The sequence below is a fragment of the Streptomyces diastaticus subsp. diastaticus genome (genome assembly GCF_011170125.1).
In the GTDB taxonomy this organism is placed as follows: domain Bacteria; phylum Actinomycetota; class Actinomycetes; order Streptomycetales; family Streptomycetaceae; genus Streptomyces; species Streptomyces diastaticus.
Map to the genome: position 1 here is coordinate 1 of NZ_BLLN01000006.1, position 14701 is coordinate 14701.

Below are 14701 nucleotides of genomic sequence, written 5' to 3' on the forward strand. Positions count from 1 at the left end.
CGTGGGCCGCGGGCCTGCGCGAGTTTCGCGAAGGACAGGACCTTGGGGCTGGCGACGTGCTTGGCCCGTTCGTACGCTCCTTCGGCCATGTCGACGGCCTCGCCGGGATGCCCGCGGAGGAACGCGGACAGGGACATGGTGGAGAGTACGTACGCGCCGACCTGGACGTCGCCGGCAGCGCGCGCCATGGCCAGGGCCTGGATGAGGTAGCGCTGGGCGGCGTCGTGCTGGCCGTTGTCGAACGCGGACCAGCCGACGACGCGGGACAGCTCGGCCGTCACCCGGAGCAGATCCTGGCGGACCTTCTCGCTGCAACTGCCCTGGAGCATGGGCGCGGCGCGGTCCCGCAAACAGACGGTGACGGAGGACGCTTTCCAGTTGCCGCCGCCGAACTTCGAGTCCCAGATGCGCGCGTCTTCGACGGCCTCCCACAGCTCGTCCAGTTCGCCCTGGCCCACGCGCCGGGCGCCGCGGTGCTCGGCGGGTGGAACGGCAGCGGCAGCGGGGACAGCGAGCCACCGGGTGGTCGGGAGGGCGAAGGCTCCAACGGCGAAGGAGCCGTGAAGGAAGTTGCGGCGGTCCACAAGTCTCCAGAAGGCGATGGCGCCGCGCACGGCGTCTGACGGGCTACGAGGAAAATCCAACCCGATCATGCCGGTCTCGCGGCGCGATCTCGTCATGGCGATCTCGCTCAAGTCGACGCGCCGCCCCAGGCGTTCGCCCAGCGCAGCGGCTATGCAAGCTGGTGCGGGGGCTCGCGGGATCATGCCTCGTTGTACCCAGTTGGTAACACTCGTATGGGTGTACTCGGTCGGTCTGCCTGCTTGTTCTGCGAGCACATTGACCCGCTTCGCGAGCGATTCGTAGCTAGCGCCAGACGCCGCCACGAGCCGTTCTAAGTCTTCGTTCGGCTGCCAGTCCCGCTCCTGCCACCGTGCCACGCGCACCTCCTTCGCCGGGCCCTCTGCACCCGTGCGTCCGCTCGCCCGGGAGCCTTCCGTGCGGCCGTGAGGGGGGGCTCACAAACGGGCTGAGTTTGTGATGTGTGAGCCCCCATTGTGAGCTGTCGGCGGCCGTCCTGACAGAGCTTTACTCAGTGCAGAAGGGCCGATCACGGCATCACCTCGGCGACCGGGGGCCTCCCTTCTGCCGACAGGGATACGGCGTTGCCCCGCCGAGACACTCACAACGTCACCGCCTCTCTTCAGGAGAGCATCATGGCCGTTCCGCTTGACCACAGCTCCGCTGTCGACTACACCGCCCTGCGCAACTTCGCGGCCCTCCGCGGACAGCTGCGCGTCTCTCTCACCCCCCGCTGCAACATCGCCTGCTGGTTCTGCCACAACGAGGGCGACATCCCGCCGCCGGTCACCCGGGCGAACCGGTCACTTCAGCCGCGGATGAAGCAGTTCTCCGCCGAGAACTACCTGACCTCGATCGAGGCACTGGCCGGTGCGGGACTCAAACGGGTGTACTTCACCGGCGGGGAGCCGTTGACGTCACCGCTGGCCCGCCCTGTCCTGGAGAACCTGCCGGACCTGGGGGCCGACGGCTCCTACACCCTCATCACCAACGGCACCCGTGTGCGCTATCACCGGTCGTGGCTGGCCGGCACCCGCCTGGACAAGGTGAAGGTGTCGCTGCACTACTTCTCGGACGAGTCGATACGCGCCATCGCCAATACCCGTATCAGCATTGATGCCGTTCTGGACGGCATCGAGCAGGCCCGGGGCATCTTCCCGCAGGTGGAGCTGAACTGCTTGCTCCAGCGGGAGAACGAGCATGAGATCGGCTCCATCCTGGAGTTCTCGCTGAACCGGCGCCTGCCCGTGCAGTTCATCGAACTGGTCAGCACCGACTTCAACGAATCCCGCGCCTCCTCGGCCGTCTCTGCGGACGCGCTGATCGCCCATCTGCGGACGCTCACGGCCGACGAACGCACCGAGGTCACCGGGGTCGGCCAGGGGCGGCGGGTGTTCCGCGTCGACGGAGTCGAGATCGACGTCATTCACCGCAACCTCGGCCGCCACCACGTCGGGCAGTGCGGAGCCTGCCCGAAGCGCACGCACTGCGTCGAGGGATTCTGGGCCCTGCGCCTGGACCACACCGGCAGCCTCCAGCCGTGCCTGCTCCGCGACGACCTACGCCTTGACGTCACCTCGCTCGTGAACCACCCCGGGCACCTTGCCGAGACCACCGCGAGCCACGTCAGCGCCTTCACCGAGGGGTCCCTGTGAACAGTATCGGCACGCCCTACCTGCCGACCCAGAACGACGGAAACGGCCCCTTCATCGTCCTGGAAGGCGTTTCGGGCATCGGTAAAACAACGCTCGCGGCCGTCCTGCGCGACCGCCTGAGCGCCACCACCCTCCACACTCTGCCCGCGCCCCACAACGGCTGGTCCGTCACAGTCAACGCGGTCCTGCGTCCCCTGCCTCAGTTCGCCTTCTACCTCTCCGGGCTGCTCCACGCCTCGGACCTGATCCGGCAGGCCCGCACCCTGGGCCCGGTCGTAGCCGACCGGTACGTCTCCTCCGTGACAGCGTGCCACGCCGCAGTGCACCAAGTGCCGATTGAGGCGGTCGTCGAGCGACTCCTCCCCTTCCGCGAGTACCTGGTCAATCCAACCCGTACCTTCTACCTCACCTGCACCGAGCAGAGGCTGCGCGAGCGCCTGACCACCAAGCAGGACATCAAAGCGGACGATCACGAACTCCTCTCCGTCCCCGGCCGGCTGACCAGCTTGCTGGCGAACTTCGAGCGCGTCGCGGCCCAGGACACAAGTGCGGTGTGCCTCGACACCAGCGAGGCGACCCCCGAAGACCTGGTCGACATCATCCTCAGCCACCTGGAGCACCCGCGTGCTTAACCCGATCGACACCGCATCGGTGATCCGCGAAGGCGGCGCCGTCGGCATCCACCGTTCCGACCTGCACGAAGGCGTCGCCTGGTGGCTGGGCTCATGCCTGGTCGTGACTCACCAGGTGCGCCGTCTGCTCGTCGCCCACAGCGGCAGCCCTCTGATCGCCGCCTACGCCGACCGCCTGTGCAGAGGAGCCGTCAACGCCCGGCACTACGCCTGCGAGGTCACCACTATGGGCGCCCGAACCGAGGAGGAGTTCCTCTCCGCGCTGCAAGAGGCGCCGGTGGCCGGGGCGTGGCTGTCCGACTCCGACGGGCACGTACGCATCCGGCTCCACGGCCCCGGCGGTGAAGCCCTCCAGGAGGCCGGCCTCGCGACCATCCGCGACATGATCAGCGGTGACCTGGTGCCCATCCCGGTCAACGACCGCGCGAGGGGCACGATCAGCCCCTGGCAGCCGAAGGAGGGCCGGACGTGATCGACGCCGCCGAGATCATCTCCGCAGGGCACGGCATCCTCTTCGTCACCCTCGACTCGCTGCGCTACGACGTTGCCCAAGACGCGCTCGGCTCCGGGCTCACGCCGCGGCTCGCCGCTCATCTGCCGGGCGGCCGGTGGGAGCGCAGGCAGACGCCGGGAACGTTCACCCTTCCGGCCCACATGGCGTTCTTCTCGGGCTTCCTTCCCAAGCTGCCCCAGCCCGTCCAGCCAACCCGCCTCTGGGAGTGCCGCCCACCGGCCTTCAAAACTGTGCCGGCCGAGACGTTCCTGTTCGACGCCCCGAACCTCCTGGCCGGCCTCAAGGCGCACGGCTACCGCACCCTGTGCGTCGGTGGCGTCACCTACTTCTCCCGAGAAACCCCGCTGGGCTCCGTCCTGCCGGACATGTTCGACGTGGACCGCTGGCGGCCGGAGTTCTGCTCCCCTCACAGCGACTCCACCCGCCACCAGGTGGACGAAGCCCTCGCCCTTGCCGACGCGTGCAACAAGCAGCCGCCGTTTCTCTTCGTCAACGTCTCGGCGACCCACGTCCCCCACGGGCATTACCTGGGCTCCAGTACGGACACGGCCGCCTCGCAAAGAGCAGCGCTCGCGTACGCGGACACCCACCTCGGGCGCCTCCTCGACGGCCTCAAGCAGCACGGAACCTGGCTGGTGATCATGTGCGCCGACCACGGGGACGCCTACGGAGACGACGGCTTCAACGGGCGAGGCATCGCCCACCCGGCCGTGTTCAACGTCCCCTACGCCGCGTGGGTCCATCGCTAGGCGCTACCATCCCGCGATGGCCAACACCCCGCATGCATCCGTCATCGTGGCCCGGGACGCCCAGGGCAACATCGCACTCCTCAGCTCACACTTCCCCCAGCATGGTGGCGAGTACCTGTTCCTGCCCGGCGGGCGGTTCGAGAACGACGAGACGCCCCTGGAGTGCGCTCAGCGGGAACTCCTGGAGGAAGCGGGCGTGACCGGCGCACGCTGGGAGCCGCTTGGCTCCTTCACTCCCACCCTCGCCTCCCCGGCGAGGGTGCACCTGTTCCTCGCCGAGGAACTGACCCTGGGGCCCCAGCAGCTCACCCCGAGCGAGGCCGACTTCAAACTCACCTGGTGGCCGATGCACGAGGCCCTGGCCGCAGTGCAACGCGGCCAGTTCCTGCTCCCCGCGGGCCCCCTCGCCCTCTTCCTGGCAGCCCAGCACTCATCCACCGCCCCGCAGGGAACTGGAACGGGCAACGAGATAGAGCAGAACATCACACAGAACGACGCGGTGCGTTCCCGGCCAACTCTGACGCCAGTCGACCTCACGTGATGGCGGTCCGGTGCCACGGCCTGGGCCCTCGTCGCGACGCTCGCCGCCGAAGGCCACGGCGAGAAGGCCGAGCACACCATCCGGACCACCATCGACCAGCTCGTCACGTCGGGTACCTCACCATCGCCGGGCCGGAGCTCCAGACACTGCCTGAGCAGATGCCCGATGTGGCGGCGCCGGCCCCGGACACCGAACGGCCCCCTCCCGTCCGGTGCGCTGGCTGGCCCGGACCTGGCTGGCGCTCTCTGATGCTGATGACCGGGCCCTGGCGCCTCTGCGGGTGCTGCCCGCTGCCTCACCCGCTCTGGCCGGCGCCGTCTCGGCCGCCGTACTGCAGATCCACCCGGCCTGGTACCGGGGCCGCATCGCCTGCATGGAAATCTCGCTCGCGACGGTCCTCGCCCTGGCGCTCTGCGGCCGACAGGCCCACTGGGTGCTGGGCGCACGGCAGTTGCCCGCCGAGGCACATGCGTGGGTGTGGACCGAGAACGGCGCATTCGGGCTGTCCGGCCGCGACCGCCCCGACCCCCGCCGCCCCTGGGTCGGCACCCTCGCCACACCTCCCGTACCGCACCCCCGAAAGGGTGAGCCGTAAGGCGCCATGTTGACGCCCTCAGGGGTTGACCTGCTGATCTGCACAACACCGCAGGCAATCCCCGTGCGCCGGAGCCACGGCCCGCCATACACCGGAGGAGTGACAACACCCACCCCGCCCGACGTCCCCGTCATGCGCCTGGCCGATGACAGCCGCCCCACCACCGGCATAGGCCGAACCGCCCGGCGGATGCCCGCCGTCCTGGCCCGCACCGCCCGCCTCGCCTGGCGCGCCGACCGCCCAGCCGTGGTCTGCATGGTCGTCGCACAAGTCACGGCCGCCGCCCTCGCGGCGCTCGCCCTGACCGCGACAACCGCCGTACTCGCAGCCGGCCTCGACATGGCCACCGCCCACTCCACAGGCCGGCCCGTTGCACCCCTGCTCTCGGCAGCAACCACGCCCTGCGTCACCCTGGTCCTCGCGCTCGCCGGAGCCGCCCTCGCGGACGCGGCCGCCCGCGCGGCCGCAGCCCGACTCGGCCCGAAGTGCTCACGCGAAGCCGACCTCCAGGTCCTCGACGCCGCCGCCCGCGTCGAGCTGATCGCCTACGAGCACCCCGGCTTCGAAGACGCTCTCGACGCCGCCGGCAAGGGCGCCGAAAGCGCCCGCGACCTCGTCGCGGACGCCCAGAGCCTCATCTCGACCACCGCCCGCCTCGCAGCCGTCGCACTCGTCCTCGCCACGCTCGACCCGTCCCTCCTCGCCCTGCTCCTCCTCGCGGCAGCACCCCGCGCCGTCGCCTCCCTGCGCGCCGCCCGCCTCGAACACGCCGCCGTCCACGCCTCCCGCGCGGACTCCCGCCTCCGGCAGTCCCTGCGCGGCTACAGCACCGACCGCAACACCGCCGCCGAAATCCGCGCCTCCGCCATGGGCCCCTTCCTCAGCACCCGCTACCGGCAGGTCTCCGACCGCCTCGAACACGACGTGCTCACCGCCGCCCTCCGCTCCCTGCGCGTGCAGCTCACCGGCGACGCCGCCTCCTCCCTGGCCCTCGCCGGCTGCTTCGCCGCCCTCGCCTGGATGGTCACCGCCGGCCGCATCGACCTCGCCGCCGCAGGAACCGCCCTCTTCGCCCTCCGTACCGCCTCAGCCGCCCTGACCACACTCACCCGCGCCGCCGCCCGCGTCTTCCGCACCGGCCTCTACCTGGACGACTGGTCCGCATTCCTCACCGACGCCGACCACCACCGCACCCGCAGAGGAACCCTCCAGCTCCCCGCCGGACCACCCACGCTCATCACCGCCCGCAACATCACCTTCACCTACCCGGGGGCCGACCGGCCCGCCCTGGACCAACTTGACTTCGACCTCCGCTCCGGCGAACTCGTCGCCGTCATCGGGGAAAACGGCGCCGGCAAATCCACCCTCGTCCAGCTCCTCACCGGCCTCTACCTCCCAGACACCGGTACCGTGCGCTGGGACGGCCTCGACCTGGCCGACATCGACCCGGCAAGCGTCTGGGCAAAACTAGCCCTCACCCCCCAGGACTACACCCGCTGGCCCCTCACCGCACGGGAGAACATCCACCTCGGAACACCCCGGCCAGAAGGCGACCAAGCCGTCATGGAAGCCGCCCGCGCCTCCGGCGCCGACACCGTCCTCGCAGCACTCCCCCAGGGCCTGGACACCTCCCTGGCACGCTCATGGTGGGGCGGACACGACCTCTCCGGCGGCCAATGGCAACGCCTCGCCCTCGCCCGCTCCTTCCACGCCGACGCCCCCGTCCACATCCTCGACGAACCCACAGCAGCCCTCGACGCCCGCGCCGAACACCAAGTCCTCCAGCGATTCCGCGCCCTCACCGACGCACGCGCCGGCCTCTTCGTCACCCACCGCCTCGCCTCAGCCCGCATCGCCGACCGCGTAGTGGTCCTCCACCACGGCCGCGTCACCGAATCCGGAACCTACGACGAGTTGCTACACCAGCCCGGCAGCCGCTTCGCCGAGCTACACCAACTCCAAAGCGGAACCGAACTGGTCCAGTGACCAGCGTTCGGTGTTCAACGTCCCCTGCTGAGGGGCCGCTGATCGATTCCGCGCGTTCCCGGCCGGGCCGGATCACCCCAGCCCTAGAATCGGACCGTGCACGTAGGCCAGCGGGCCCCCTCAACGCCTCTGAGGGGGCCCGCTGGATTCGCTGGTGGTTCCGTGATCTCCGATTTCCTCGTTCAGTGATGCCCGCGGCTATTCCGCAGGAACATCGCCCAGGAAGGCGCTCCAGGCATCGCCGCTGACGGCGAACCCCCGGATGCTCGTGTCCTTGGAGTCGCGAACGCGGACGCTGCCTGGCGTGGCGGCAACCTCTACGCAGTTGCCGGAGCCTCCGCTGCTGTAGGAACTCTTCCGCCACTCGATGTGGTCTGCGGTGTTGGTCACGGGGTGACCCCTTCGTTTCCGAGTTTGTACAGGTATTCCGGAGTCTCCTCCGGGGCCAGCGCAAAGCTGGACATCGTGGAGAACGCTCGGGCGAAGCGTTCGATCTGGGCAGGCTTGTCGCTGGTGCTGAGGGCTCCCCAGGCGGTGTCCGTCTGGACCACCGGCCGCAGAGGTTTCCTCAGGTTCAGGACTGCGAAGTCGTGCGTGGCGCGGTAGCCGCCACTGTTGAGGGGGAGGACCTGGATGCTGACGTGCGGAAGGCGGGAGAGCATCGCAAGTTCGTCCCACTGCTTGCGCATGATGTCTTGCCCTCCGACTCTCGCTCGTAGAGCTGCCTCACTGAGGATGGCGTGGATGTACACGGGTTTCGGCTGTCTTTGCAGGACTCGCCGCTTGCGCTCGGCGCGGAGTTGGACGTGGGTGCGGATGAAGGTGTTCGTGGTGTCCGCAACATTCTGCTCCGCCTCGTAGAGGGCCTTGGCGTAGTCCTCGTGCTGAAGCAGTCCGTGCACGATCCCGGGGTGGTAGAGGTTGATCGATTCGGCGTCGGCCTCCAGGCCGACGAAGGCCGTCATGCTGGGCGACATCACGGGCCTGAAGGCCGTGGTCCAGTCCTCGTTGCTCCTGTCCTTCGACCAGAGCTCCATCACCCGTTCCTGCTGTTCCAGGTCATCGATTCCGTAGAGCTCTATCAGGGCTTTGAGCACAGGCTTCGTGCGGATACGGGCCTGACCGTTCTCGATCCGGACGAGGGTGTGCTCAGAAATCTTGAAGGGCTTGATGGACGGATGCGCCACGACGAACTTCCGTGTCATGGGCCGGCCGTCCACGAAGACCCGCTCGCGGGCCCCCTTGAGGTACAGGCCCAGCTCCGCACGGTTGGCTCCGCCGCTGCGCTCTTGACGACCCATGGCCCGAACTTCCCCTCTCAGTGACGCCCAGACAGATTGTGGCATCGCGCTGCACATTGAGCGCCAGCCCAGCACATTCGCGCATATGCCATCTCAACTGCAAGCGCAATTGCGGTTGCAGTTTCGGTTGCAGCTCACTGGCCGCGCCGCCCACGGTAGTTCAACAGGCGCTCAACACGTACCGGGACCGGCATAAGTCTTGGACTGCCGCATAGCGTCTGCTTTCACTTCATTCCGTGCGCATTCCCCGGCCCTGGAGGCTCCGATGGGTACTGAGCAGGTGGCCGCCTGGCCGAGCTGCCGCGAGGCGGCCTGGGACGCCATCCCGTCGTACGAGCCGCCCGCGCTCTCGGAGGCGGACGAGCAGTTGGTCGACGCGCTCCTGAGCAGAGCACGGGTCGAGCTAGTCGACGGTGAGGCCGGCGCCGGGCCTGGTGACGGCTGGAAGCCCCGGCTGCCGGTACCGTCGCCTCCGGCACCGGTGCTGACCCGGCCGACCGCCGTGGCGGAGAGGATCGGCCCGCAGAGCTGGGGCGAGTGCGGGCCCGTCGAGCACTGGCACCTGCGTCGGCGCCGGGCCCGGATGTACGAGAACCGTGCGGGCGAGTTCGCGCGCCCGCCGGTCGTGCTCTACGCCCAGGCCAGCGTCGCGAGCGCGATGAACCGACCGACCAGGACGCTGGCTCACGTGCGGATGTGGTCGGAGGGCCGGTTCGGGGTCGTCGGCAACCTGTGGGACCAGCCCGGCTCCCGAGTCCAGCTCGACGAAGCGGTGCGCTGGTGCAGGCGTGGTCTCGCCCACGGCATCGTGGCGCTCTCCCCTCAGAGCGTCGCGGACACCCCCGCCGCGTACGAAGCCTGCCTCGACCGGCTCGAAGGGCCGGGCCACTTCATGCAGCACCCGCCGGTCGACTGGCGGCTGATGTGACAGCGCTCACGGCCGACCCCAAGGCCATCGCCGCGATTGCCGCCGACCAGCCGCCGTCCGAGGAACCAGCGGACCGGCACCTCCTCGCACTGATCCGGGCCCTGCTGGCGACCGAGAAGGCGGGAGGGGAGGCGCGGGCCGCGATGCCCCTCGGCGGGACCTTCGACCTGGTGGTCACCAGCGACGGCATGGCCGCCGCGCGGGCTCTGCGCGCGATGGACGAGGTCCAGGGCGTCACGGCCGGCGTGGTCCGGCTGCCGGCGCCGGGCCTGCTGCTGTGGTGCGTGCCGCCCGGTACCGCCGCCGGCTGGGCCGGGCACCCGGCGGCGCTGTGCGTCGGGGCTCCGTACGCGGTGCCGCTGCCCGGCCCCGGCGCGGACTCGGGCCCCGGCCCCTACTGGGCGCGGCCCTTCGCCGCCGCGCAGCGGGTGCCGCCCGGGCCGCTGCGGGCGCTGCTCACCGAGTACGGGCCGCCGCCGCCCCACGACCGCGTCGCCGCCAGCGGGCTGATCACCATCAGCCCCTCCTGATCCTCCCGGCCCCCGGGTCGACCGCCTCCGTCCCCCCGTCGGAGCGTCCCCGGCGGGCCGGGAGTCCCAACTCGAAAGGCCCACCCCCATGGACCACCCGCCCCTTTTCCTCCTCGGCAGGGCTCTGAGAGCCGCCCGCCTCGGCAACAGCGACATGCGCGGGTTCGGAACGCCGAACGTCGTGGCGCGCCTCGACCGGACCGCGCTGGCGGCGTACGTCCGGGCCCCGGTGAAGACCCCTCCCGAGGTGCTGCTGGAGCTGCTGGGTGTGGAGCCGGTCGCCGTGGTGCGTGTGATGGCCTGGGACCGCGGCGGCGTGCCGTGGGTGACCTGCGCCCTGCGGAGCGACGCCGCCCGGGCCCTGGCGCGCCGTGTGCTGGACGCGCTCACCGACGCGCAGGCCGCCGCGCTTCGTCTGGGCGACGCTATCGACGCCCTTGCGCCGGTGGGGGGCCCGGAAGAGGCCGACGTCAGCGCCACGTCGTACCGGCCGGGCGCCGTCACCGTGGACATCCCGCCCGCGTCCATGCACTTCCTCCCGCGCATCGTCACGGCCACGGAACCCGACCGGGTCGAGATCAGCCAGCACCCCCTCGGGGGGCTTCACGTCGAGTTGACGGTCGACCAGGCTGACCGGCTCACCACGGCGCTGCTGTCGGCCGCGGCGCCCTCGGCCGAGCCCGGGGAGCAGGGGACGGCCTCGTGAGCGCCGCCAGCATGATTGCCGTCGAACAGGCCGTGCCGTGGCCGGCCGTGCAGCGGGTGGAACGGGCTGCGGTGCGGATCGACACCGTGCAGGTCTGTCTGCCCCCGCCGGCGATGTGCCTGCCCGACTTCCGGTCCTGGGCCGCGCACCGGATGAACCGGACGCCCCCCGCCGGCCGTGTGTACGAGGTCCCGGAGGCGGTGGTGCACTGGTACGCGCCGGTGTCGGTCCTCAAGCGCGGCTGCCTGGCGCCGGGTACGGACGCCGACCGGTACATGATCGCCGGCCAGCTCAGGTTCATGCTCTGGCAGATACGCCGTGAGCGGCTGGTCTTCCACCTGGTGCCCGAACCGACCGCCGGCGCCGGCCACCTCGACGGGCTCACGGCCTACTACGAGGCAGGCGACGCGGACCCGCTCCTGGTCTACGACCGCCTCCACGAGGTCACCGCCGTGTCCCCGGCATCCCGCACCACCGCCGCCGGCGCCTTCACCGAGTTCGAACGCGCCGCCCTTCCCGACTTCACCGGCGCGGTCATGCTCCAAAGCCACCTCAACAGCGTCTCCCCGGAGTAACCCATGGCCCTCACTGCCCCGTTCGGCCCCGGCCCCAGTCGTCCCCTGCCCGCGGTGAAGACGACGCTCAGCCTGGCCGAGGCGCGGGACCTGGACACCGGCTCCCCCAAGATCGAGGTGGTGAGCCTGACGGTCCCGCCGCCGATGATCCGCCAGCCGGCGTACCACACCTGGGCGCGCTCACGCGTCGCCTCGCCCTGGCCGATGCGCACCCACCAGCCGGTCGGCGTCGTCCACTGGTACGCCCACCCCGCGACCCTCGCCCACGCGTTCTCCCTGCACAAGGAGACCGGCGACCCGTCGCACTACCTGCCCAGGCCCGAGCCGGAGCAGCGGCTGCTCCTCCTGCGGCAGATCGACCACCTGCGGCACCTGATCACGCTCGGCAAACTGGGCATCCGCCTCTTCCCTGCCGGGACCGAAGCCTCGCCGGACGCTGACGGGGTCACCCTCTACCACCGCCACCAGGGCCAGTCGGTCCTGGCGCACGACATCGGGCCGTCGGTCCGCGAGATCGCCGACGTCTCGCGGCCCGACGTCCTCGGCTGGCTGAATCAGATCCGCGAAGCCGCCGGGCCCCCCGAGGAGGGCGCCGAACTACTGGCCGAGCAGTACCGGGCGATGGCCAAAGCGGTGTGCGGGCCGGGCTGGCGGTGCCCGCACACGCCCTGCTGCCCGGACCCGTCCGCCCCCGACGCCGAGGCCGCAGAGCTGCTGATCGTCCACGACGAGCAGGGGTGGGGACGCCGCTGTAACGGCGTCTTCAGCTTCGCCGACTCCGGACGCCTCGGGCCCGGTGGCCAGGTCGTCGCGCCGCACCGCCCTCTCCCCCGCACCACCCGCTGACAGGAATGCCGTACATGAAGCCGATGACCGCCACCGACGTCCTTCCGGCGTCCGTCCCGCCCGACGGCCTCCAGAGCTGCGCCGGGGACGGCCAGTTCACCAGGGTCCGCGCCGGAACGCGGAGCCTGCTGCGGGCCCTGTTCGGAGTGGGTGACTCGGACAGTCCCGGCGAGGAGCTGAGCAGGCTGCTCGCCACCGAGATTCCCCGGGCGAAGCTGCGGCCGATGGACCGGGAGGCGTCCACGGTCGAGCTCACCGTGCCCGCGGGCGATGACGCGCGGCTCGCGCAGCTCGCCTACACGCACCTGGACGAACCCCGCCGCGCGCTGCTCTGTCTCCAGGTCGCCCTGCGCACCGTGGGGCTGGCCGTGCCCACCGAGGCCCGTCCCGCGGAGAAGGTCCGGGTCGGCGCCCTCGACACCCGGGGCCTGCTCTCCCTTCTCCCTCCTCGGCATCAGCACGCCTGCGCCGTCCAGGTGGCGACCAGCCACGGCTGGTCGCGGGAGAGCTGCATCGCGGCTGCGGACTTCCTCGCCGACGGCGACCAGGGCGTCGTCTCCGCTCTCGCGGCCGCCGTCGACCAGCTCCTGGCCGAAGCCGGCGTGAGGGCGGTCACCGACGCCACCCCCGCAGGCGCATGCACCACGGCCACGTACGAGACCGTCCTCCCCTCGGAAGCGGCCCGGGCCCTCGCCGGGAGCCTGGAACTGCGCGAGGTCCAGCGCGATGCCCGGTAGCGCGAAGACCGCCCTGGTCCTCGGCCTGGGCATCGGCGGCACGATCGCCCTGGCGCTGCTGGGCGCGTTCGCCTCGCTCGTGCGCGCCGTGGCCCGCGCGGAGAACGAGGAAGACCCCGGCCGCCAGGAAGGGCTGCGGAGATGACGTACGCCGCCCGGCGCGCCGGAGAGACACCACTGCCCCTCGCCATCACGGTCGACGATGACGGCGTCCGCTACACCGACGCCTTTCACAACGCCGTGATGCGCGACATCGACAGCGTCCTGTGGCAGGCGACCGGACCCGCCGACGGCCCGCCCGTGCACGGCGACCCGCTCCACCCCGGGCGGCAGCGCGACGCCATGGAACACCTGTGGTGCGCAGAGTGCGGCCGCCCGCCCGGGCGGACCGGCGACGGCGTGCCGTGGGTCCTCGCCGCCCCCACGCCCGCGCCCACCTGGGAGGGCGTCTATGCCGAGGTGCCGCCCATCTGCGACACCTGCCTCGACCGTGTTCTGGGCACCTGCCCCTCCCTTCGTGCCGGCCACGTCGTGCTGCGCGTCCACGAGGCGCCCGTCGTCGGCTACCGCGGCACGCTCCACCCCCGCCCCAAGCAGACCGGCCAGCCCGAGGCCGACACCTTCGTCCCCCTCATCAGCGACGACTGCCGCTACCTCATCGCAACCTCTCTCGTGCGCCAGCTGTTCGGCTGCACGGTGATCACCAGCCACCACCCCTAGACCATCCCGGGCCGCCCCCTCCCTTCGTGCCGCGGCCCGGGAACCGAGGGCACCGCACCCTGGCAGGGGCGCGGTACCCGCACGGCCGCCGCGCCCTGGCCGGGGCGCGGCGGCCGCCACCCCGCCGAGTCCCCGTCAACCCGCCCGAGGAACGCCTTCCCGTGTCCGACTTCACCACCGACGCCGCCCGGGCCACCGCGCTGGGCCGCGTCCTCGGCGCCCGCCTGCGCCACCTGCGCACCGACGCGGGCACCAGCCTCGACGCTGTCGCCCGCCGCCTCGGCGTCAGCAGCCACACCATCGGCCGGATCGAGCGGGGCCTCCACCCGCCGCGCGAGGACCAGATCGCGCGCCTCCTCGACCACTACCAGGTCCCGGACGACGAACAACGCGCGGCCGCCGAGCTGCTCAGGCAGGACCAGACCAGCGAGGGGCAGTACCAGGTGGCCGACGCGCTCCCCGGCTGGCTCGCCCGGGCCACCGGCGTCGAGCGGACCGCCTCCCACCTCCACGCCTACACCCTCCACCACTTCCCCGCGCCCGTGCAGACCCCGGAGTACGCCCGGGCCCTCGCCGGCGCCGCCTACCCGGAACGGTCCCTGGCCGCCAACGCGGACCACATCCTCCGGCGCGTCGACCGGTCCCGCCTCCTCAAGCTCAGCCCGCGCGCCACCTGCGTCGTCATCATCGACGAAGCCCTCCTCCTTCGCGCCCCCGCGGATGCCGCGGTGCACCGCCGGCAGCTCCAGCACCTCCACGCGCTGACCGCCGACAACCACAACGTCCACATCGGCATACGCCGGCTCTCCGCTCCCGCGCCCATCCCGCTGCCCTCCCACGGCTCCGTCACCTACTGCGCGCGGGGCCGCGGCCCGGACGACGACCTGGTCCTCGCGGAGACCCTCCACGGCGCCCACCACTTCGCCGCCAGCGTGGCCGCCGAGTACCGCGAAACCCTGTTCCAGCTCACCCGGTGCGCCACCGACCGCCCCAAGACCCTCGCCATCCTCCAGCGGCACATCGACCACCTGCCCGCACCGGCCCGCATCTGACCCCGGACCGCCCAGCACCGGCTGCTCCACTCCCCCTGACCAGGAAGGACCA

19 protein-coding genes are annotated in these 14701 nt (G+C 71.2%); 16 read left to right on the forward strand and 3 right to left on the reverse strand.

The window, feature by feature from the left end; all coding sequences use genetic code 11:
- Positions 1–947, reverse strand: a 947-nt coding sequence (locus Sdia_RS28950) for an NsdA family TPR-like regulatory protein (protein ID WP_503827458.1), incomplete at its 3' end; no start/stop codon positions are given.
- 270 nt (positions 948–1217) lie between these two features.
- Here Sdia_RS28950 and Sdia_RS28955 point away from each other — a divergent pair.
- The 7 genes from Sdia_RS28955 (at position 1218) to Sdia_RS28985 (ending at position 7254) form a co-directional block, all read left to right on the forward strand.
- Positions 1218–2237 carry a radical SAM protein gene (locus tag Sdia_RS28955; protein ID WP_189500774.1) on the forward strand — a complete coding sequence of 340 codons (1020 nt, stop codon included), beginning with the start codon at positions 1218–1220 and terminating at the stop codon, positions 2235–2237.
- Positions 2234–2869, forward strand: coding sequence for a nucleoside/nucleotide kinase family protein (locus tag Sdia_RS28960; protein ID WP_189500772.1), 636 nt, complete (start codon positions 2234–2236; stop codon positions 2867–2869). The genes Sdia_RS28955 and Sdia_RS28960 overlap by 4 nt, the downstream gene beginning before the upstream one ends.
- Positions 2862–3341: a hypothetical protein gene (locus Sdia_RS28965; RefSeq protein ID WP_189500770.1), complete on the forward strand. Its 480-nt coding sequence runs from the start codon at positions 2862–2864 to the stop codon at positions 3339–3341. Before Sdia_RS28960 ends, Sdia_RS28965 begins: the two co-directional genes overlap by 8 nt.
- On the forward strand, positions 3338–4132 hold the full coding sequence (locus tag Sdia_RS28970) for an STM4013/SEN3800 family hydrolase (protein ID WP_189500768.1): 795 nt from the start codon (positions 3338–3340) through the stop codon (positions 4130–4132). The genes Sdia_RS28965 and Sdia_RS28970 overlap by 4 nt, the downstream gene beginning before the upstream one ends.
- Before the next feature lie 16 nt (positions 4133–4148).
- Complete coding sequence (locus Sdia_RS28975; protein WP_189500766.1) at positions 4149–4673, forward strand: NUDIX hydrolase; 525 nt, start codon at positions 4149–4151, stop codon at positions 4671–4673.
- A gap of 211 nt (positions 4674–4884) precedes the next feature.
- Complete coding sequence (locus Sdia_RS28980) at positions 4885–5268, forward strand: lasso peptide biosynthesis B2 protein (RefSeq protein WP_189500764.1); 384 nt, start codon at positions 4885–4887, stop codon at positions 5266–5268.
- Positions 5269–5367: 99 nt separating this feature from the next.
- Entirely contained in the window at positions 5368–7254 is a 1887-nt protein-coding gene (locus Sdia_RS28985; protein WP_262417769.1) for an ABC transporter ATP-binding protein, read from the forward strand.
- Between the two features lie 198 nt (positions 7255–7452).
- Here Sdia_RS28985 and Sdia_RS28990 read toward each other — a convergent pair whose 3' ends face one another.
- Together Sdia_RS28990 and Sdia_RS28995 are read right to left on the reverse strand one after the other, a co-directional pair.
- A complete protein-coding gene (locus tag Sdia_RS28990; RefSeq protein WP_189500762.1) occupies positions 7453–7644 on the reverse strand; it encodes a DUF397 domain-containing protein in 192 nt (63 codons plus the stop codon).
- Positions 7641–8555, reverse strand: a complete 915-nt coding sequence (locus Sdia_RS28995) for a DUF5753 domain-containing protein (RefSeq protein WP_191835377.1) — start codon at positions 8553–8555, stop codon at positions 7641–7643. Before Sdia_RS28995 ends, Sdia_RS28990 begins: the two co-directional genes overlap by 4 nt.
- A 265-nt stretch (positions 8556–8820) precedes the next feature.
- Between Sdia_RS28995 and Sdia_RS29000 the strand changes: the two genes are divergently transcribed.
- The 9 genes from Sdia_RS29000 (at position 8821) to Sdia_RS29040 (ending at position 14649) form a co-directional block, all read left to right on the forward strand.
- A complete protein-coding gene (locus Sdia_RS29000; protein ID WP_189500758.1) occupies positions 8821–9483 on the forward strand; it encodes a hypothetical protein in 663 nt (220 codons plus the stop codon).
- Complete coding sequence (locus Sdia_RS29005; RefSeq protein WP_189500756.1) at positions 9480–10013, forward strand: hypothetical protein; 534 nt, start codon at positions 9480–9482, stop codon at positions 10011–10013. Before Sdia_RS29000 ends, Sdia_RS29005 begins: the two co-directional genes overlap by 4 nt.
- Positions 10014–10101: 88 nt before the next feature.
- Positions 10102–10719, forward strand: a complete 618-nt coding sequence (locus Sdia_RS29010; protein ID WP_189500754.1) for a hypothetical protein — start codon at positions 10102–10104, stop codon at positions 10717–10719.
- Positions 10716–11294, forward strand: a complete 579-nt coding sequence (locus Sdia_RS29015) for a hypothetical protein (RefSeq protein ID WP_189500753.1) — start codon at positions 10716–10718, stop codon at positions 11292–11294. Before Sdia_RS29010 ends, Sdia_RS29015 begins: the two co-directional genes overlap by 4 nt.
- Before the next feature lie 3 nt (positions 11295–11297).
- Positions 11298–12140, forward strand: a complete 843-nt coding sequence (locus tag Sdia_RS30655) for a DUF5999 family protein (RefSeq protein ID WP_308435967.1) — start codon at positions 11298–11300, stop codon at positions 12138–12140.
- 14 nt (positions 12141–12154) lie between these two features.
- A complete protein-coding gene (locus Sdia_RS29025; protein WP_189500751.1) occupies positions 12155–12877 on the forward strand; it encodes a hypothetical protein in 723 nt (240 codons plus the stop codon).
- Positions 12867–13022 carry a hypothetical protein gene (locus Sdia_RS29030; protein ID WP_176482276.1) on the forward strand — a complete coding sequence of 52 codons (156 nt, stop codon included), beginning with the start codon at positions 12867–12869 and terminating at the stop codon, positions 13020–13022. Before Sdia_RS29025 ends, Sdia_RS29030 begins: the two co-directional genes overlap by 11 nt.
- A complete protein-coding gene (locus Sdia_RS29035; protein WP_189500748.1) occupies positions 13019–13597 on the forward strand; it encodes a hypothetical protein in 579 nt (192 codons plus the stop codon). The genes Sdia_RS29030 and Sdia_RS29035 overlap by 4 nt, the downstream gene beginning before the upstream one ends.
- Before the next feature lie 161 nt (positions 13598–13758).
- Positions 13759–14649, forward strand: coding sequence for a Scr1 family TA system antitoxin-like transcriptional regulator (locus Sdia_RS29040; RefSeq protein ID WP_189500747.1), 891 nt, complete (start codon positions 13759–13761; stop codon positions 14647–14649).
- Positions 14650–14701 lie beyond the last annotated feature (52 nt).

What these genes read in the sequence shown, in the direction of transcription:
- Sdia_RS30655 (WP_308435967.1), top strand. Translation starts at nt 11,298, where the DNA reads ATGGCCCTCACTGCCCCGTTCGGCCCCGGCCCCAGTCGTCCCCTGCCC.
- Sdia_RS29025 (WP_189500751.1), top strand. Translation starts at nt 12,155, where the DNA reads ATGAAGCCGATGACCGCCACCGACGTCCTTCCGGCGTCCGTCCCGCCC.
- Sdia_RS29030 (WP_176482276.1), top strand. Translation starts at nt 12,867, where the DNA reads ATGCCCGGTAGCGCGAAGACCGCCCTGGTCCTCGGCCTGGGCATCGGC.
- Sdia_RS29035 (WP_189500748.1), top strand. Translation starts at nt 13,019, where the DNA reads ATGACGTACGCCGCCCGGCGCGCCGGAGAGACACCACTGCCCCTCGCC.
- Sdia_RS28955 (WP_189500774.1), top strand. Translation starts at nt 1,218, where the DNA reads ATGGCCGTTCCGCTTGACCACAGCTCCGCTGTCGACTACACCGCCCTG.
- Sdia_RS28975 (WP_189500766.1), top strand. Translation starts at nt 4,149, where the DNA reads ATGGCCAACACCCCGCATGCATCCGTCATCGTGGCCCGGGACGCCCAG.
- Sdia_RS28995 (WP_191835377.1), bottom strand. Translation starts at nt 8,555, where the DNA reads ATGGGTCGTCAAGAGCGCAGCGGCGGAGCCAACCGTGCGGAGCTGGGC.
- Sdia_RS29010 (WP_189500754.1), top strand. Translation starts at nt 10,102, where the DNA reads ATGGACCACCCGCCCCTTTTCCTCCTCGGCAGGGCTCTGAGAGCCGCC.
- Sdia_RS29000 (WP_189500758.1), top strand. Translation starts at nt 8,821, where the DNA reads ATGGGTACTGAGCAGGTGGCCGCCTGGCCGAGCTGCCGCGAGGCGGCC.